16 protein-coding genes are annotated in these 17,981 nt (G+C 70.8%); 7 read left to right on the top strand and 9 right to left on the bottom strand.

Annotated elements, in window-relative coordinates; all coding sequences use genetic code 11:
- Positions 1-8 precede the first annotated feature (8 nt).
- Both C6N31_RS01610 and C6N31_RS01615 read right to left on the bottom strand, forming a co-directional pair.
- Positions 9-2,675, bottom strand: a complete 2,667-nt coding sequence (locus C6N31_RS01610; RefSeq protein WP_198357031.1) for a YfhO family protein — start codon at positions 2,673-2,675, stop codon at positions 9-11.
- A 149-nt stretch (positions 2,676-2,824) separates the two neighbouring features.
- Positions 2,825-3,325, bottom strand: a complete 501-nt coding sequence (locus C6N31_RS01615) for a hypothetical protein (protein ID WP_198357032.1) — start codon at positions 3,323-3,325, stop codon at positions 2,825-2,827.
- A 94-nt stretch (positions 3,326-3,419) separates the two neighbouring features.
- Here C6N31_RS01615 and C6N31_RS01620 point away from each other — a divergent pair, with 94 nt between their 5' ends.
- From C6N31_RS01620 to C6N31_RS01630, 3 genes are all read left to right on the top strand, one after another.
- Positions 3,420-3,722 (top strand): hypothetical protein, encoded by a 303-nt coding sequence (locus C6N31_RS01620; RefSeq protein WP_138352139.1) that lies wholly within the window; start codon positions 3,420-3,422, stop codon positions 3,720-3,722.
- 111 nt (positions 3,723-3,833) lie between these two features.
- On the top strand, positions 3,834-5,123 hold the full coding sequence (locus C6N31_RS01625; protein ID WP_198357033.1) for a hypothetical protein: 1,290 nt from the start codon (positions 3,834-3,836) through the stop codon (positions 5,121-5,123).
- A gap of 155 nt (positions 5,124-5,278) precedes the next feature.
- A complete protein-coding gene (locus C6N31_RS01630) occupies positions 5,279-5,773 on the top strand; it encodes a hypothetical protein (protein WP_198357034.1) in 495 nt (164 codons plus the stop codon).
- 97 nt (positions 5,774-5,870) lie between these two features.
- Here C6N31_RS01630 and C6N31_RS01635 read toward each other — a convergent pair whose 3' ends face one another.
- The 4 genes from C6N31_RS01635 to C6N31_RS01650 form a co-directional block, all read right to left on the bottom strand.
- A complete protein-coding gene (locus C6N31_RS01635; protein ID WP_138352142.1) occupies positions 5,871-7,355 on the bottom strand; it encodes a GntP family permease in 1,485 nt (494 codons plus the stop codon).
- A gap of 197 nt (positions 7,356-7,552) precedes the next feature.
- Positions 7,553-7,987 carry a RidA family protein gene (locus tag C6N31_RS01640; protein ID WP_138352143.1) on the bottom strand — a complete coding sequence of 145 codons (435 nt, stop codon included), beginning with the start codon at positions 7,985-7,987 and terminating at the stop codon, positions 7,553-7,555.
- Positions 7,984-8,745, bottom strand: a complete 762-nt coding sequence (locus C6N31_RS01645) for an IclR family transcriptional regulator (RefSeq protein ID WP_138352144.1) — start codon at positions 8,743-8,745, stop codon at positions 7,984-7,986. The genes C6N31_RS01640 and C6N31_RS01645 overlap by 4 nt, the downstream gene beginning before the upstream one ends.
- Entirely contained in the window at positions 8,742-9,830 is a 1,089-nt protein-coding gene (locus C6N31_RS01650) for a sugar kinase (protein ID WP_198357106.1), read from the bottom strand. The genes C6N31_RS01645 and C6N31_RS01650 overlap by 4 nt, the downstream gene beginning before the upstream one ends.
- 311 nt (positions 9,831-10,141) lie before the next feature.
- Between C6N31_RS01650 and C6N31_RS01655 the strand changes: the two genes are divergently transcribed.
- Together C6N31_RS01655 and C6N31_RS01660 are read left to right on the top strand one after the other, a co-directional pair.
- Positions 10,142-11,419, top strand: coding sequence for an amino acid deaminase (locus tag C6N31_RS01655; RefSeq protein WP_138352145.1), 1,278 nt, complete (start codon positions 10,142-10,144; stop codon positions 11,417-11,419).
- 54 nt (positions 11,420-11,473) lie between these two features.
- Entirely contained in the window at positions 11,474-13,093 is a 1,620-nt protein-coding gene (locus C6N31_RS01660; RefSeq protein ID WP_198357035.1) for an N-acyl-D-amino-acid deacylase family protein, read from the top strand.
- 9 nt (positions 13,094-13,102) lie between these two features.
- Here C6N31_RS01660 and C6N31_RS01665 read toward each other — a convergent pair whose 3' ends face one another.
- Together C6N31_RS01665 and C6N31_RS45065 are read right to left on the bottom strand one after the other, a co-directional pair.
- Positions 13,103-13,246 carry a hypothetical protein gene (locus tag C6N31_RS01665; RefSeq protein WP_198357036.1) on the bottom strand — a complete coding sequence of 48 codons (144 nt, stop codon included), beginning with the start codon at positions 13,244-13,246 and terminating at the stop codon, positions 13,103-13,105.
- Positions 13,247-13,270: 24 nt separating this feature from the next.
- Positions 13,271-13,405, bottom strand: a complete 135-nt coding sequence (locus C6N31_RS45065) for a hypothetical protein (RefSeq protein ID WP_269287763.1) — start codon at positions 13,403-13,405, stop codon at positions 13,271-13,273.
- 89 nt (positions 13,406-13,494) lie between these two features.
- Between C6N31_RS45065 and C6N31_RS01670 the strand changes: the two genes are divergently transcribed.
- Positions 13,495-14,709 carry a pyridoxal phosphate-dependent aminotransferase gene (locus C6N31_RS01670; RefSeq protein ID WP_138352147.1) on the top strand — a complete coding sequence of 405 codons (1,215 nt, stop codon included), beginning with the start codon at positions 13,495-13,497 and terminating at the stop codon, positions 14,707-14,709.
- Positions 14,710-15,005: 296 nt separating this feature from the next.
- Here the strand turns inward: C6N31_RS01670 and C6N31_RS01675 are convergent, their stop codons facing one another.
- Positions 15,006-16,817: a phosphoenolpyruvate carboxykinase (GTP) gene (locus C6N31_RS01675; RefSeq protein WP_138352148.1), complete on the bottom strand. Its 1,812-nt coding sequence runs from the start codon at positions 16,815-16,817 to the stop codon at positions 15,006-15,008.
- Between the two features lie 273 nt (positions 16,818-17,090).
- Between C6N31_RS01675 and trhA the strand changes: the two genes are divergently transcribed.
- A complete protein-coding gene (gene trhA, locus C6N31_RS01680) occupies positions 17,091-17,789 on the top strand; it encodes a PAQR family membrane homeostasis protein TrhA (protein WP_138352149.1) in 699 nt (232 codons plus the stop codon).
- Positions 17,790-17,981: the final 192 nt, after the last annotated feature.

Consider the following 17,981-nt stretch of genomic DNA (forward strand, 5'->3'; position numbering starts at 1 on the left):
GCGCGGTGTCATGCTGCGGCCGCTTCGGTGGGACGGCGTCTGCGCGACCACCACCGGTACCCGGCCAGCGCGAGGAGCCCCAGCGCCGCGGCGCCGCCCACCGCGGACCCCGCCTTCAGCCCCGGCGGGGTGAAGTCGCAGCTGATGGTGCGCGACGTGCCGTCCAGCGGGACCGACAGCAGGCCCAGGTGGTTACCGGCCGGCCGGGCGGCGGCGCCGCCCGTCGAGCAGCTCCACCCCTCGATCGCCGGGGCGGCGATCACGGCGACACCCGTGCTGCCGGGCGGCAGTTCGGCGGTCAGACGGCTGCCGGACACCGACACCCGCGTCGCACCGGTGGCCTTCAACGCGGCCACCCGGGCGGCGAGCTTCGCCGGGTCGAGGCAGCCGATCGGCTCCTTGGGGAGCGCTCCGGCGCCCAGCGCTATCAGGTCCACCCGCACATCGCCCGAGGCCGGCACCGTTCCCAGGGGCTGGACGGTCGCGCGGTTCTGCGGCGGGCGGGCGTCGAAGCGCACCCCGTCCGACACCCCGCGCAGCCCGCCCTGGCCGGCGAAGTCCGGCACCGAGAGGAACACCTCGCTGCCCGCCGGGCAGTGCGCCCGCAGCAGCTGCGTGGGCCCGCTCTTCCCCGCCTCGCGCGCCCTGACCCCGTACTGGCCGCCCAGCGTCAGCTTCGGCACGCTGCCGTCGGCGTCGCGTATCTCGACCCGCGGAACGGTGTACACAGTGACGCCGAGCAGCGCCTCCTGGTTGCGGAACGTGTTGTCGCCGTAGGACCGCGGTCCGCCGGCCGGGCGGACGGTCACCAGCGGGGGAACGTCCATCCGCGAGACCGACACCGTCGTCGTGTACGGGCCGCGCAGCGGGTGCCGGAACGGGTCCTGGTTGGAGTGCAGCCGGGCGCCGATCGAGAAGATCGCGTCGGTGACCGGCCCGTCGATGCTGCGCGGCGACCGGCCGCGCGAGGAGTAGCCGCCGCCGAGCGCGGTCAGCGTGCTCGCCCAGACCTCCGAGGTGAGGCTGCTGTAGTACTGGGCGCCCTGCCCGCCGACGACCAGCGGATCGTTGCCGACCGTCTGCCAGATGCCGGGATCCGTCCGGTACGCGGGCCAGCCGTCGGACCGGGAGACCGCGGCGCTCTGCACGTCCTGGCGCTGGCTCCACGGCCCGTAGTCGTCGAGCCGCCCGAGCCGCGCCTTGTCGTACGACGCCTCCGAGACCGCCGACTCCCCCACCTGCGCGCCCACCAGCAGCGCGGCTGCCAGCACCGGCGCCCAGCGGGCGGTACGCCGCCGGGCCTCCACCGACCGCAGCAGCACGAGGCTGCCGAGGACGGCCGTCAGGGAGAACGCCAGCAGCGGCACCGTCCAGGACTCCGTGACGACGCTGGTGCTTCCGATCGCGGTCACCAGCACGAGCAGCCCGACGCCGCCCAGCAGCGGCTTGAGCCGCGGCACACCCTGCGCGAGGGACAGCCAGCCGGCGATGACCAGCACCCCGCAGAGCACGAACGTCTGCCGGTAGGAACTGCCGTTGGGCGTGGCGAACGCGTGCCAGGCCAGGTGCGTGGGCTTCCACTGCATGGACAGCAGGACGATGAGAACGAGCGCACTCCAGCCGGCCCGCTCGCGCCGGGCGACCGCCGTGTTGAACGGCAGGGTCAGCGCGAGCAGCAGCGCGACCGTGCCGACCCAGACGGCCGGGGTCCCGAAGGTGTACGTGCCGGGCAGCAGCCGCGCCAGCACGTCGGGCATGGCGGACGGCGCGAACTCGTTGACGCGGCCGGGGTGCGCGAGCTTCGTCGCCTTGAACACGACGAGGATCAGCGGCGCCGCCAGCCCGATGCCGAGCAGCGTCGCCAGCACGGCCCGCCCCAGCACGGCGAGCTTGCGCCGCACGTCCTCCCGGCCGAGCAGCAGCCGCAGCAGCAGGACGAGCGCGGCACCGATCGTCGCCATGTACGCCGTGTAGAAGTTGGCCGTCCAGGCCAGGGCGACGACCAGCGGGCCGAGCACCGGGCGCCGGTTCGTCAGCGCCCACTCGCCGACCAGGCACAGCAGCGGGAACGCGATGAGCCCGTCCAGCCACATGAGGTTGTACGACGCCTCGGCCATCGACCAGCCGCACAGCGCGTACGAGGCGCCGAGCGTCCCGGCCGTCCACCAGCGGCCCTTGCGGAGCGTCAGCAGCAGGAACGCCATCGCGGCGCCCGCCGACGCCATCTTCAGCACGGTGATCACGTACACCGCGAGGTCGATCTCGTCCCGCGGGAAGAGCCCGACCAGCAGCGCGAAGGGGCTGCTCACATACGTGCCGAGGTCGGGAAGGAAGCTGGAGCCGTACCCGGACTGCCAGTTGACGAGCAGCCCGCCGTCGGCCCTGCCGTGCAGCAGGTCCCACAGGTGCGCGTGGAACGGCACGAACTGGTTGCCCAGGTCGCTGACGCTCCGGCTGTGGCGTCCGAACGGAAAGGTCGTCGCGACGGCGTCGCCGACGCAGAACGCCAGAGCCGTGATCAACGCGGCCAGGGCGGTGGCGCGGCGGCGGATGTGCGGTGCGGGGGCGGACCCCCGGTCCCCGGTCCCGGTGGCGGTGCTGGTGTCGCTGGTGTCGTCGGCATCACTGGTGGCGCTGTCACCGGCCCCTTTCAGGGCGGCTTCCTTCGTCGGCATGGCTTCCTCCGAAGGGGACGCTAGCCCGCCGGAAGACCGGATGCGCCCCTTGACCCGAAGTGCCCGTTCACCCGACGCCTCTGCTTCAGTGGGTGTTCATCGCGCGTTCCGTCGGCGCGGGGAACCGAAGAACTTCCGGATGTCTCCCGTCAGCCGGTCCGCGGCGCATCCGACGCTTCCGACCAGCGAAAAGTCCCCATCACGGCGTCGAACAGCTCCACCATCAGATCGGCCAGCCGGGGCTCGGCCACGGCCGTCGGCGTCGAGAACGCGGCGGCCAGACAGCGCCCGGGGACGTCCGGGACGGGCAGCACGTAGTCCACCCGACGGGCCTCGCCCACGACGTACTCCCGCCGCTCCTTCCTGCCGCCCACCGCCAGCTCCGACACCACGAACGACGCCGGCACCGGTGCGGCTCCGCCGCGCGGCCGTACGGGGAGGTAGAGGTCGAGCCCGGCGCCGTCCCGGCGCGCCGTGACCGCCAGCTCCCGCAGCCGGCCCTCCAGCCGGACCCGCACCTGAGCCACCGCGTCCCCGCGCGAACCATCGAAGGCCGACGTCACGATCCCCCGGATCGCGTCCTCGGTCCCCTCCCGTAACGGAATCCGCCCCCAGCCGGGCGGCAGCACCAGCCGGTATCCGCCAACCATCACAACTCACCCTTTTCCGTCGCCGGTTCATGCCTGTGACCTATGCCCGGCCAGATCGTTCCACAGGAACACAACCCCACAGGAGTCCGGACATATGTCCAACACATGCACCAGCGCTGCCGACTTGAAGGTCGACGGCCGCCTCCTCGACGCGTCGGAGCACTCCCTCAGCTCCATCCGCACCGCCCTCGAGCGCTGCCCCGCCACCCAGGACGCCCTCGCCCACGCCGTCGGCGCCCCGCGCATGGCCGAGGTCATGCACACCTTCGCCGACAACTGGAAGGACAACAGGAAAGAGACCCTCTGGAACCTCGGCCAAGTCCTCAACCTCGTCCGCGGGACGAAGGCGGCCTTCGCCGCCGTCGACCGCGACCTCGCCGCCCGAGCGAAGGGCTGAGCCCTCCCGATGCCCCACCGCCCCCGCGACTGGCACCCCCTGCGCACCGAGGACCCCTACGCCGACCCCACCCCCGGCTCCCCCGCCGACATCCGCACCGGCCGCCGGACCATGACCGACACCGCCATCGAGATCCGCACCCAGATCACCCGGCTCCGCGCCCTCTCCGACGGCACGGGGCTGAAGGGCGACTACGCCGACGCCCTCCAGGACGGCGCGGACCGCCTGCGCGACAAGCTCGGCAAGGTCGCCGACCGCTACGAGGCGGTCGCCGTCAAGGTCTCCGCCTGGGCCGAAGCCGTCGAGGACGCCCAGCACCAGACCGCCGCCGCCCACCGCGCCGCCACCGCGGCGCACGACATCATCACCCCGCTCGACGCCCTCCCCGAAGCCGATCTCACCCCCACCCAAAAGAGCGACCTCGACCACGCCCGCGCCTCACTCATCCGTGCACAGGCCGCCTTCGACGGTGCCGTCGGCGACTACGAATCCGACGCCCGTCGCCTCTCCGGCGCCATCGAGGACCTCCTCGACGACTCGCTGGAGGACTCGTGCTGGAGCTGGACCTCCAACCTCCTCGAACGCAACGCCGCCTGGATCAACGAAGCACTCGAGATCATCGGCTGGATCGCCACCGTCGTAGCCATCGCCGCCGTCCTCATCGCCTGCGCCCCCACCGCCCCCGCCTGGCTCGCCCTCGCCGCGTCCTGGGCCATCGCCGGAGCCGAAGCCGCCACCTACGGCACCGCCCTCGTCCACACAGCCCTCGCCGCCACCGGCAACGGCACGTGGGCCGACGTCGGCCTCGATGTCGTCGCGATCCTCACGCTGCGCATGGGCAAGGCGGCGGAACAGGGGGTAACGGCGGGCGTGGACGCCACGCGGGTTGCCTCGCGGCAGGCGGCGAAGGACGCCGTATCGGCGGCCCGGGCCGAACAGAGCGGAGCCCGGCAGGAGATCGCGCGCGAGCTGCGAAACCGGAGCATTTCGAAGCCGCGACGGCAGTACTTGCAGGGCCAACTGAAACAGATGGATGCGAAGGCCCGCGCGGCGGCGAAGTATCCGTCGCAGCATGAACCGGAGGTATCGGCGGCCGAGGTTCTTCGTGCGGGCGGATCAAGAGAGACAGCTGTAGCCAAGAAGGCGAGTGCGCATGAAAGTGCCAAGCATGCTGAAAGTTCAGCCGTTCAATCTGCGGATCGAGACGTCAATGGCAGTGCCGTGAAGAATTCCGCCGCCTTCGCAGTCGGCACATCAGTCGATCTTGCAGATAAATCCGCGGGCAACAGCGAAATCTTCGCCTCAAAGCCGAGCCTGGATGCTTACGGATCCGGCAAGGACTCCTTCAAGTTCCACACGAGCTGGCTCGATCCCGACCTCACAACTGGAGCCCCGAATTGAGCTGGGTGGATGTCCTCTACCGGCTAGACCTCTGGGTTGACATCACGGCTGTGCCCTCGTGGGAGGAGGCCGGATGGGGTGACCAGAACGCATGGGCGCGGTCATCCGCGGACACGATCCTTACCCTCCGGCGACAGCCGTACAGGTGGTTGCCCATGCGGCGGCTGTCCAAAGCCATCATCCGGTCCTATGACGCTCATGCCAGGCATCAACTCGGCATGTTCACGTACCTCCACATGGCTGACGATGCCCGAGGATCCTTCACCGTCTCGCTCGGTTACTACCCCGCCGAAGGCGATAAGCGCGGCGCGCTCCAGCGCCTGGTCCGCGCCGAGGACCCCGAGCTCCTCCGTCCACCCCAAGTGGACACCTTCCACGCCGGCCACCTCGGCGAGGGCCTAAAAGCCCTGGGGCACGTCGAGCTCGACGGCAACGAGATCGTCGCCAACCTCTGGTACGCCTTCCGCGACGAGCACCACGCCGTGGACGTCGTCGTGTTCGCGTCGACCGGGGATCTCGTGCGGCTCGGACAAGTGATGCCCGACATCGATGCGCTCGTGCACGGGATCAAGGTGCGGGCGGATGACGAGGACGGGTGGTGGGCGGGGGTTTCCGACGACATTCCCGCCCAGGCCGGCGCCGACGACTGATGGGGGTGGCCGGCCCCGCCGGGCCGGCCACCCCCATCCACCAAACCGCGCGCCTAAGGGCTTGCAGGGAATCAAGGTGTTGCTTCCCTGCAAGCCCTTAGATAACAAGGCTGAGCGACGCGGCCACCGCGAAGCCCGCCACCGAGAGGACGGATTCGAGGACCGTCCAGGACTTGAGGGTGTCGCGTTCGGAGATGCCGAAGTACTTGGAGACCATCCAGAAGCCGCCGTCGTTGACGTGCGAGGCGAAGATGGAGCCGGCGGAGATCGCCATGATGACCAGGGCCAGGTGGGCCTGGGAGAAGTCGCCGGCGGAGAGCATGGGGGCGACGATTCCGGCGGTGGTGACGATCGCGACGGTCGCGGAGCCCTGGGCGACGCGGAGGACCACCGAGATCAGCCAGGCGAGGACGATGACCGGCAGGCCGGCGCTGTCGAAGGCGTCGGCGAGCGCCTGAGCGACCCCGCTGCCCTTGAGGACGGCGCCGAAGACGCCGCCCGCGCCGACGACCAGCAGGATGTTGCCAACCGGCTTGAGCGAGGCCGTCGAGACGGTTTCGAGGGACTTGCGGGACCAGCCGCGGCGGATGCCGAGCAGGTAGTAGGCGAGGAAGAGCGCGATCATCAGGGCCACGAAGGGGTGGCCGAAGAACTCGATGACCGAGCGGCCGGTGCTCGGGTCCAGGGCGATGGAGGAGAACGTCGCGCACAGGATGAGCAGCAGCGGGGTGCCGATGATGGCGAGGACGGTGCCGAGCGAGACGGGGGTCTCGACGGGGGTGACGCCCGCGGCCTGCTGTTCGGCGGCGACGGCGGCCTTGGCCTCGTCGGCGGCGTCGACCATGTCCTGCGGGACGGGGACGAAGATGCGGTTGCCGATCCAGGCGGCGTAGACCCAGGCGGCGATGACGGACGGGATGCCGACGGCGGCGCCCATCAGGATGACCCAGCCGAGCTGGACGTGCAGCAGGCCGGCCGCGGCGACCGGGCCCGGGTGCGGGGGCAGGAAGGCGTGGGTCATGGAGAGGCCCGCGAGGAGCGGCATCGCGTAGAGGACCATCGACTTGCCGCCGCGCTTGGCGGCGGCGTAGACGATCGGCGCGAGGACGAAGATGCCGACGTCGAAGAAGACCGGGATACCGAAGATGAGGCCTGTCAGACCCATCGCGAGCGGGGCGCGCTTCTCGCCGAAGGCGTTGAGCAGGCGGGCGGAGAGGGCTTCGGCGCCGCCGGATATCTCCAGGATCGCGCCGAGCATCGTGCCGAGCGCGATGATGATCGCGATGTGGCCGAGGGTGCCGCCCATGCCGGTCTCGATGAGCGAGGTGGCGCTGGACTTCTGGACCGTGCCGAAGAGTTCGGTGACGGACAGACCCGCGGCGAGGCCGACGGCTATGGAGACGCCGAGCAGTGCGACGAACGGCTGGACGCGCGCCTTGATGATGAGGACGAGCAGCAGGCCGATGCCGAGGGCGGCGACGGTCAGCAGTCCGGCCGTGCCGTGGATCAGCAGGAGGAGGCCGCCGGTGTGCGGCGTCGGTGGGGGTGGGTCTGCCGCGAGGGTGGCGAGCGATGAGAACACGTGGGGACTCCGTATTCGGGGGAGGGCAGGGAGGACCGCGGCACGGCGCCCGTGGTGCGGGCGCCGCGCCGTGCGGCGGCTGAGGGTTGGTGGTGCGGTGCTGCAAGGAGACCTGTGGTGTCAGGGGGTTCGGGGGTTCGGGGGTTCGGGGGTTCGGGGGTGCGGGGGTTCGGGGGTTCGGGGGTTCGGGGGGACCGTCAGCCGAGGACGGCCAGCGCGTCGATCTCGATCAGCAGGCCGGCGGGGAGGCCGACGTAGACGGTGGTGCGGGCCGACGGCGCTTCCTTGAGGCCGGCGAAGTACTCGTTGTAGATCTCGTTGAACTCGGCGAAGTGCGCGGTGTCGGTGAGGTAGACGCGCGTCATGATGACGTCCTCCCAGGAGGAGCCGCCCTCTTCGAGGATCGCCTTGACGTTGGCGAACGTCTGGAGGGTCTGTTCGCGGAGCGTCGGGCCGGCGGGGGTGGGGGCCTGGCCGTCAACGGCGGGCAGGAAGCCGACCTGGCCGGCGACCTGGAGCAGGTTCCCCTTGCGCACGCCGTGCGAGAACCGGGCGGGCGGGGTGGTGTGGGTCGCCGGGGTGATGGCGGTCTTCTGGAGGGGGGACCCGTGGGTCCGGGAGTTGTCGCTCATGGGGTGTCCTTCGAAACGGTGTTTCCTGAGTACTCCCGGCTGATGGCCTCCGCGGTACGGAGGATCAGCGGGCGCAGTTTGAGCAGTTCGTCGGCGGTGACGACGACGTTCGGCGCGGAGACGGACATCGCCGCGGCGATCCTGCCGTCCGCGCCCCGGATGGGGGCGCCGACGCAGTTGATGGATTCCTCGTGGCCGCCGAGGTCGGTGGCCCAGCCCTGGTCACGTACCCGCAGGAGCTCGGTGAGGAAGGCGGCCGCGTCGGGTGTCGACCTGGCCGTGTACTTGGGGTATTCGAGGCGCTCGGCGATGGAGCGGCGCTCGGCCTCGGGGAGGTCGGCCAGGAGCAGCTTGGCGACGGCTGCGACGGTGATCGCGACGGGCTTGCCGATCCGCGAGTACATCCGGACGGGGTAGCGGCTCTCGACCTTGTCGATGTAGACGACCTCGCCCTCCTCGTAGACCGCGAGGTGGATGGTGTGGCCGATCTTCTCGTTGAGCGTGAGGAGGTGCGGGTGGGCGATCTCCCGCACGTCCAGCGTCTCCATGGCCTGCTGGGCGAGGGCGAAGAGCCGGGCGCCGAGCCGGTACCGCTGGTCCTCCTGGCGGTAGACCATGCCGTGTTCGTGCAGGGTGCGCAGCAGCCGGAGCGCCGTGGACTTGTGGACGTCGAGGCGGGTGGCGACCTGTTCGAGGTTGGCGGGTCCCTCCGCGAGCAGCGGCAGGATGCGCAGGGCGCGGTCGACTGTTTGGCTCATCTGTCCTTCTCCGTCCGTCCGGCCCGATCCGTCTGTCCGGCCGGTTCCGACTGCCCGGCCCGATCGGACTGCCCGGCCGGCTCCGGCCGCCGGACAGGTTCCGACTGCCCCGCCGGTTCCGTCCCGCCGGCCCGATCCGTGCCGTCGGCCCGATCCGTCCATCCGGGGCCCAGCCGCAGTGTCCCCCACGCGTCCTCGCCGAGGGCGACAAGGGCGTCGGCGTGGGCGCGCGCGGGCGGGGTGCCGAGGTCGCCGGGGACGGTGAGGGCGGCGGCGGCCATGACGTGCCCGTGGCGCAGCCGGTCGGCGAGGGGCAGGCCGCGGAGGGTCGCGGAGAGGAACCCGGCGGCGAAGGCGTCGCCCGCGCCGACCGGTTCGACGACGTCGACGGCGAGGGCGGGGACGAAGGTCGCGGTGTCACCCGTGAAGGCGGTGGCGCCCGTGCTGCCCTGCTTGACGACGAGGACGGCGGGCTCCGGGAGCGCGGTGCGGATGGCGGCCGCGTCGGCCAGCCCCCAGGCGTCCTGCGCCTCGTCCTCGCCGACGAAGACGATGTCGCAGCCGCGGGCGAGTTCGGCGAGCAGCCAGGGGTCGTCGCCGGTGCCCCACAGGGCCGGGCGGAAGTTCACGTCGTACGAGACGAGGGGCCGGCCGGGCTCGCGGGTGACGAGGGAGCGCATCAGGGCACGGCACTCGGGCGACAGCGCGGCGGTGATGCCGGACAGGTGCAGGATGCGGCCGGACCAGGCGTCGCGGCGGTGCACGGTCTCCGGTGACATGGCGGCGGCCGCGGAACCGGCGCGGTAGTAGAGCACGGCGGTACGGTCCGCCAGCTGCTCCTTGAAGTAGATGCCGGTGGGGCGGTCGGCGTCGCGCTGGACGGCGGTGACGTCGACGCCGGTCGCGGCGACGGCGCGGATCAGATGGTCGCCGAAGCCGTCGCCACCGACCCGGCTGATCCAGCGGGCGCTGTGACCGGAGCGGGCGAGGGCGCAGGCGACGTTGGACTCGGCACCGCCGATCCCGCGGTGGAAGGCGGGGACTTCGGCGAGGCTGCCGGGCTGCGAGGGCACGAAGGTGACCATGGATTCGCCAAGGCACGCTACGTCGAACTGCGGGCCGCTCGGGACTGCGGTCACGGTCGCTCTCGCTCCTCATGGGGCTGTCGGGTGGGGCGGTCGGACGGTTGCTGTCCGGGCTGTCGGACAGTTGCTGTCCGGGCCGGCCGGCGGGTGCTGTTCGGTTCGGCGAGGACCGCTGTTCCGGCCCGGCCGGTGCTTCACACACCGTTGACCCGGTGCTTGCCGGGATGTTAGACAGCAGGAAGCAAGACATGCAATGCACGTTGCATATGTTGCAACGCGAAGGTCCGCGCAGAGATTCTCCAGGAGGTTCCATGGACGTCGCGAAGACGACCGAGCGGCTGCACGAGGAGCGGGTCGGCCACCGCTTCAAGGGTCTGCCGCCGGACGCCGCGGAGCGGACCCTCGGCGAGCTGGCGGCCGAGCGGCGCTCGCTCTTCGACGGCGGCTTCACCACCCCGGTGCTCACGCTGTCCGCCGAGTCCCTGGAACACAACCTCGCGCTGATGGAGAGCTACTCCGAGAAGTACGGCCTCGCCTTCGCCCCGCACGGCAAGACGTCCATGGCGCCGCAGCTCTTCGCCCGGCAACTCGCCTACGGTGCCTGGGGCATCACGGCCGCCGTCCCCACGCAGGTCCGGGTGTACCGCGCCTTCGGCGTCCAACGCATCTTCCTCGCCAACGAGTTGGTCGACGCCGTGGCGCTGCGCTGGCTCGCCGCCGAGCTCGCCGCCGACCCGGACTTCCGCTTCGCCTGCTATGTCGACTCCGTACGCGGCGTGGAACTGATGGACGCGGCACTGGCGGACGCCACCCGCCCCCTCGACGTCGTCGTGGAGCTGGGCGAGGAGGGCGGCCGGACCGGTGTACGCGGTGCCGCGGCCGCCACCGAGGTCGCCGAAGCGGTCGGCGCGGCCCGCCATCTGCGGCTCGTCGGGGTCGCCGGGTACGAGGGCGAGATCCCCGTCAAGACCCAGGAGACCGTACGGGACTGGCTGAACCGGCTCGTCGCCCTCACCCGGGACTTCGACGCCGCCGGACGCTTCGCGGACGCCGACGAGATCATCCTCAGCGCGGGCGGCAGCGGCTGGTTCGACACGGTCGCCGAGGTGTTCCAGCCGGTCGAGGCGACGGACTTCTCGAAGCCGCTGCTCAAGCTGCTGCGCTCCGGCGCCTACATCACCCATGACGACGGCCACTACCGCGAGATCACCCCGTTCCACGACCGCATCCCCCAGGAGGGCGCCCTCCAGCCGGCGTTCCGGCTCTGGGCGCAGGTCGTCTCCAAGCCGGAAGGCGCGCTCGCCTTCCTCAACGCCGGCAAGCGCGACGCCTCCTTCGACCTCGGGCTGCCGGAACCCCAGGTCGTCCGTGGCACCGACGGCGCGCTGCGGTCGGCCGCCGGGCTGACGGTGACGGCCCTCTCCGACCAGCACGCGTTCGTCGCCATCGCCCCCGGCGCCGGCCTGGAGATCGGCGAATGGGTCGGACTCGGCCTCTCCCACCCCTGCACGGCGTTCGACAAGTGGAAGCTGCTGCCGCTGGTCGAGGCGGACGGCACGGTCACGGACTACATCCGCACCTTCTTCTAGACCCTTGAACCCTTTCGCCCAGTCCAGCAGACCGAGCACAGGAAAGGCACCGGCATGGATCTCGTGTTCCGCGACGTGAGCGTCATCGACGGAAGCGGGGAGGCCGCCTACCGGGCCGACGTCGGCATCGACGCGGGCCGGATCTCCGTGATCCGGCCCGAGGACGCAGCGCGGTTCGGGGACATCCGGCTGACCGGAACCCGCGTCGTCGATGCCGGCGGCCTGGCCCTGGCCCCGGGATTCATCGACATGCACGCGCACAGCGACCTGGCCCTGCTGCGGGACCCCGACCACTCCGCGAAGGCGGCGCAGGGTGTGACGCTGGAGGTGCTGGGGCAGGACGGGCTGTCGTACGCGCCGGTCGACGACCGCACCCTCGCCGAGGTCCGCGCGCAGATCACTGGCTGGAACGGCGACGGCTCGGACATCGACTTCGACTGGCGCAGCGTCGGTGAGTACCTGGACCGGCTGGACCGGGGCATCGCGGTGAACGCCGCCTATCTCGTCCCGCAGGGCACCGTCCGGATGCTGGCGCTGGGCTGGGAGGACCGCCCGGCGACGGCGGCCGAGGTCACCACGATGAAGCGGCTGGTGGCGGAGGGGCTGGAACAGGGCGCCGTCGGGCTGTCGTCCGGGCTGACGTACACGCCCGGGATGTACGCGTCGGACGCCGAACTCACCGAACTGTGCCGGGTGGTGGCGGCGTACGACGGCTACTACTGCCCGCACCACCGCTCGTACGGGGCGGGCGCGCTCCAGGCGTACGAGGAGATGGTGGCACTGACCCGGGACGCCGGCTGCGCCCTGCACCTGGCGCACGCCACGATGAACTTCGGTGTGAACAAGGGAAAGGCGCCGGACCTGCTGGCGCTGCTGGACCGGGCCCTGGACGCCGGCTCCGACATCTCGCTCGACACCTACCCCTACCTCCCCGGCTGCACGACGCTCGCGGCGATGCTGCCGAGTTGGGCGACGGAGGGCGGCCCGGAGGCGACCCTCGCGCGGCTGCGGGACGACGTGACGGCGAAGAAGATCCGCCACGTCATGGAGGTCGACGGGGCGGACGGCTGCCATGGCGTGCCGATGGACTGGTCGACGATCGAGATCTCCGGGGTGAGCGATCCCGGACTCGCGGGCTGCGTCGGCAGGACCATCGCGCGCAGCGCGGCCGAACGCGGCGAGGAGCCGTTCGTGACGGCCCGGCGCCTGCTGATCAACGACCGGCTGGGATCGACGATCCTGCAGCACGTCGGCCACGAGGAGAACGTCCGGGCGATCATGCGGCACCGGGTCCACACCGGCGGCAGCGACGGCATCCTGATGGGCTACAAACCGCACCCTCGTGCGTACGGGACCTTCCCCGAATACCTGGGGAAGTACGTGCGCGAGCTCGGCATCCTGACCCTGGAGGAGTGCGTCGCCCACCTCACCTCCCGCCCCGCCGCCCGGCTGCGACTGCCCGACCGGGGCCTGGTCCGCGAGGGCTACCGCGCGGACCTGACGCTCTTCGACCCGGCGACGGTGGCCGCCGGCTCCACCTTCGACGCCCCCCGCGTCCTCCCGACGGGCATCCCGCACGTCCTCATCGACGGCCGCTTCGTCATCGAGGACGGGCGGCGCACGGATGTGCTGGCGGGCCGCTCGGTGCGGCGGGAGCCGGCGCGGGCGCGGTGACGGGCGCTTTCAGCGGGATCGGCCGGTCCGTTCCCGGCTGAGCCGGTGCAGGAGGACGCGGACGTCCTCGAAGTCGGCCGTGATCGCCAGGGCGCCCAGCGCCGACGCCCGCGAGCGCCCCGCGAGAGTGACCCGTCCGGTGAAGAAGACCACCGGCCCGGTGTACCTCCCGTCGGCTCAAACGAGCAGTCCGGCCAGTTGTTCCGCGACCCGTCTCTCACCGAGCAGATCGCGTCCGGTGGCGGACACCGGCTCGTCGTTGAGGAGGGAGTACGGCAGCGATGAGGAGTGCGGAGAGTAGGGCGACGCCACCGTGTCAGTGTGGCAGCGCGGGCTCCGGCCGTCCCGACGTGGCGAAAAACACCGGGCGGGCAGCCGTACGCGCCCGTAAGGTGACGGGCATGCAGCAGGTGATCCAGTCCACGAAGCTCGCGAATGTCTGTTACGAGATCCGGGGCCCGGTCCTCGAAGAGGCGATGCGGCTCGAGGCGGCGGGCCACCGCATCCTCAAGCTCAACACCGGCAATCCGGCGCCCTTCGGTTTCGAGTGCCCGCCCGAAATCCTTGAGGACATGCTGCGCACCCTGGGCGACGCGCACGGCTACGGCGACGCGAAGGGCCTGCTCTCGGCGCGCCGGGCGGTGATGCAGCACTACCAGACGAAGGGCATCCCGCTGGATGTCGACGACGTCTACCTCGGCAACGGCGTCTCCGAGCTCATCCAGATGTCGATGCAGGCGCTGCTCGACGACGGCGACGAAGTGCTGGTCCCGGCGCCCGACTATCCGCTGTGGACGGCTTCGGTCTCGCTGGCCGGCGGCACCGCGGTGCACTACCGCTGCGACGAGCAGGCCGACTGGATGCCGGACCTCGCCGACATCGAGCGCAAGGTCACCGACCGCACCAAGGCCCTCGTCATCATCAACCCGAACAACCCGACGGGTGCGGTGTACGACGACGAGATGCTGCGCGGCCTCACGGACATCGCCCGCCGCCACAAGCTGATCGTCTGCTCCGACGAGATCTACGACAAGATCCTGTACGACGGCGCCACCCACACCCCGACCTCGGCCATCGCCCCCGACCTGCTGACGCTGACGTTCAACGGGCTGTCGAAGGCGTACCGGGTGGCGGGGTACCGCAGCGGCTGGATGGCGGTGTGCGGTCCCAAGTCGCACGCCTCCAGCTACATCGAGGGTCTGACGATCCTGGCCAACATGCGGCTGTGCGCCAACATGCCGGCCCAGCACGCGATCGCCACCGCGCTCGGCGGCCACCAGTCGATCAACAGCCTCGTCCTGCCCGGCGGCCGGCTGCTCGCGCAGCGCGACGCCGCGCATGCCGCGCTCACCCAGATCCCGGGCGTCACCTGCGTCAAGCCGAAGGGGGCGCTCTACCTCTTCCCCCGGCTGGACCCGAACGTCTACAAGATCAAGGACGACCGGCAGATGGTCCTCGATCTGCTGCGCGCCGAGAAGATCATGGTCGTGCACGGCACCGGCTTCAACTGGCACGAGCCGGACCACTTCCGCATCGTGACCCTGCCGTACGCCGACGACCTGACGGAGGCGTGCGCGCGCATCGCCCGCTTCCTGGACGGCTACAGCCAGCCGTAACGCTCGCGCCGGCGGAGGTTGTGCCGGCCGCGGCCGGCACAACCTCCGGCTGCTCGCCTGCCCCGCCGGAAAACACCCGAGGGCCCGGTCACGACGTGAGTCGTGACCGGGCCCTCGGCGTGAGGGTTGGCATCGGTCCGTCCGGCAGACGGTCTTGGTCGGGGTGCCTACCGGTCGGGCGCGCCGCGCCACCGGGCAGCCTCCCGCATCGCACATGCGGGAGGGCCGCCCGAGTTCAGGTTTTCCGAGCCCGGCGGGACCCCCGTGAGAGGGGATCCGCGCCGGAGGCGGGGGGGTCAGCCGAGGCGGGCGACCAGTGCGCGGTACTCGTCCCACAGTTCCTTCGGCGTGTGGTCGCCGAAGGTCTCGAGGTGGGCGGGGATCAGGCCGGCCTCGTCGCGCCACACGTCGAGGTCGACGGAGAGCAGCAGGTCCAGGTCCTCCTGCGAGATGTCGAGCCCCTCGGTGTCGAGCGCGCCCGCGGCCGGGAGGATGCCGATGGGCGTCTCGACGCCCTCGCCCTCACCGTTGAGGCGCTCGACGATCCACTTCAGGACCCGGCTGTTCTCGCCGAAGCCCGGCCACACGAAGCGGCCGCCGGCGTCCTTGCGGAACCAGTTGACGTAGTAGATCTTCGGCAGCTTGGCGGCGTCGGCCTGCTGGCCGATCTTGATCCAGTGGCCGAAGTAGTCGCCCATGTTGTAGCCGCAGAACGGCAGCATCGCGAACGGGTCGCGGCGCAGCTCGCCGACCTTGCCCTCGGCGGCGGCGGTCTTCTCCGAGGCGATGTTGGAGCCGATGAAGACGCCGTGCTGCCAGTCGAAGGACTCCGTGACGAGCGGCACCGCGCTGGCGCGGCGGCCGCCGAAGAGGATCGCGGAGATCGGCACGCCCTTGGGGTCCTCCCACTCGGGCGCGATGGTCGGGCACTGCGAGGCCGGGACGGCGAACCGGGCGTTGGGGTGCGCGGCCGGGGTGCCGGACTCCGGCGTCCAGTCGTTGCCCTTCCAGTCGATGAGGTGGGCCGGCGGCTCGTCCGTCATGCCCTCCCACCAGACGTCGCCGTCGTCGGTCAGGGCGACGTTGGTGAAGACCGTGTTGGCGTACATGGTCTTCATGGCGTTGGCGTTGGTGTCGTCGCCGGTGCCGGGCGCGACGCCGAAGAAGCCGGCCTCGGGGTTGATCGCGTAGAGCTGGCCGTCCTCGCCGAAGCGCATCCAGGCGATGTCGTCACCGACGGTCTCGACGGTCCAGCCCGGGATGGTCGGCTGCAGCATCGCGAGGTTGGTCTTGCCGCAGGCGGAGGGGAACGCGGCCGCGATGTACTTGGCCTCGCCGGTCGGCGGGGTCAGCTTGAGGATCAGCATGTGCTCGGCGAGCCAGCCCTCGTCGCGGGCCATGACGGAGGCGATGCGCAGCGCGTAGCACTTCTTGCCGAGCAGGGCGTTGCCGCCGTAGCCGGAGCCATAGGACCAGATCTCGCGAGTCTCGGGGAAGTGCGAGATGTACTTGGTGGTGCTGCACGGCCACGGCACGTCGGCCTGGCCCTCGGCGAGCGGCGCGCCGACGGAGTGCACGGCCTTGACGAAGAAGCCGTCCTCGCCGAGGTCGTCCAGGACGGCCTTGCCCATGCGGGTCATGGTGCGCATGGCGACGGCGACGTACGCGGAGTCGGTGATCTCGACGCCGTTGGCGGAGAGCGGGGAGCCGACCGGGCCCATGCAGAACGGGACGACGTACATGGTGCGGCCGCGCATGGAGCCGCGGAACAGGCCCTGCTCGCCCGAGAAGATCTCGTGCATCTCCGCGGGGGCTTTCCAGCGGTTGGTGGGGCCGGCGTCCTGCTCACGCTCGGAGCAGATGAACGTACGGTCCTCGACCCGGGCCACGTCGGTGGGGTCGGAGGCGGCGTAGTAGGAGTTCGGGCGCTTGTTGGGGTCGAGCTGCTTGAAGGTGCCGTTCGCCACGAGGTCGTCACAGAGGCGCTGGTACTCGGCCTCCGAGCCGTCGCACCACACGATCTCGTCCGGCTGGGTGATTTCGGCGATCTCGCCGACCCAGGCGATCAGGTCCTTGTGATTGGTGGGAGCCGCAATTTCGCGCGCCACGATCGCTCCGTCCCGCCGAATTTGCACAGATTCGGCGTCAGATTTGAGGGTTTTGCGGACTCTAGTCCTGCTGTCCGCATGGTGGAACTACCTCGGCCCCTTGGGGGCTGCGACCCGGACGCCACGTGGCCGCTCATCCGGTGCCGACCTCACTCATATGAGTGTCGGGGGAGAAAACCCGATCTGTCCAGGGCGCGAAGGGTGAGCATCGCCACTTCCACCTGCCATACCTACGGTGCCGTAACCTACGGCCCCGTAGGTAGCATTGACGCTATGGACCTCGTCGAGGAGACTTCCGCTGTGTCTCAAGCCGTAGAAGAGCTCGACCCGCCCGTACCGCTGAAGCCCCTCCTCAGAGGGTGGATTCATGCCGCAATGTTCCCCGCGGTACTGATCGCGGGAGTGGTGCTGACCGCTTTCGCGGAGAGCACTCGGGGTCGCATCGCGTGCGCCGTGTTCACCGTCACCGCCTGCGCGTTGTTCGGCGTGAGCGGCCTCTACCACCGAGGCAACTGGGGCCCGCGAGGCGAGGCGATCCTGCGTCGCCTGGACCACTCCAACATCTTCCTGATCATCGCGGGCAGCTACACGCCCCTCGCGATCCTGCTGCTCCCGTCGAGCAAGGCGACCCCGCTGCTGTGGTTCGTCTGGGCGGGCGCGCTGGCCGGCATCGCCTTCCGCGTCTTCTGGGTCGGCGCGCCGCGCTGGCTCTACACCCCCTGCTACATCGCGCTCGGCTGGGCGGCGGTCTTCTTCCTCCCGGACTTCCTGCGCACCGGCGGTATCGCGGTGCTGGTCCTGGTGGTCGTCGGCGGTCTGCTGTACAGCGCGGGCGGCGTCATCTACGGCCTCAAGCGGCCCAATCCGTCACCTCGCTGGTTCGGCTTCCACGAGGTGTTCCACTCCCTGACGCTGGCGGCCTTCGTCATCCACTACGTCGGGATCTCGCTGGTCGCGTACCAGCACGCATAACCGGGGCGGGGTCCTGGACTCCGGCTCATGCCCCGCTCAAGGCACCGCCCAACGGCCCGCCCCAGACTCACGTCAGGCGCCCGCGACCGATCCGGTCGCGGGCGCCTTTGCGTACCCGGTTCTGCGCACCCGGTCCTGTGTACGGCTCTGCATACCCGGTCCTGCGTACGGCTCTGCGTACCCGGTGCACGG

Origin of the sequence: Streptomyces fildesensis, assembly GCF_016107395.1 — a bacterium.
In the GTDB taxonomy this organism is placed as follows: domain Bacteria; phylum Actinomycetota; class Actinomycetes; order Streptomycetales; family Streptomycetaceae; genus Actinacidiphila; species Actinacidiphila fildesensis.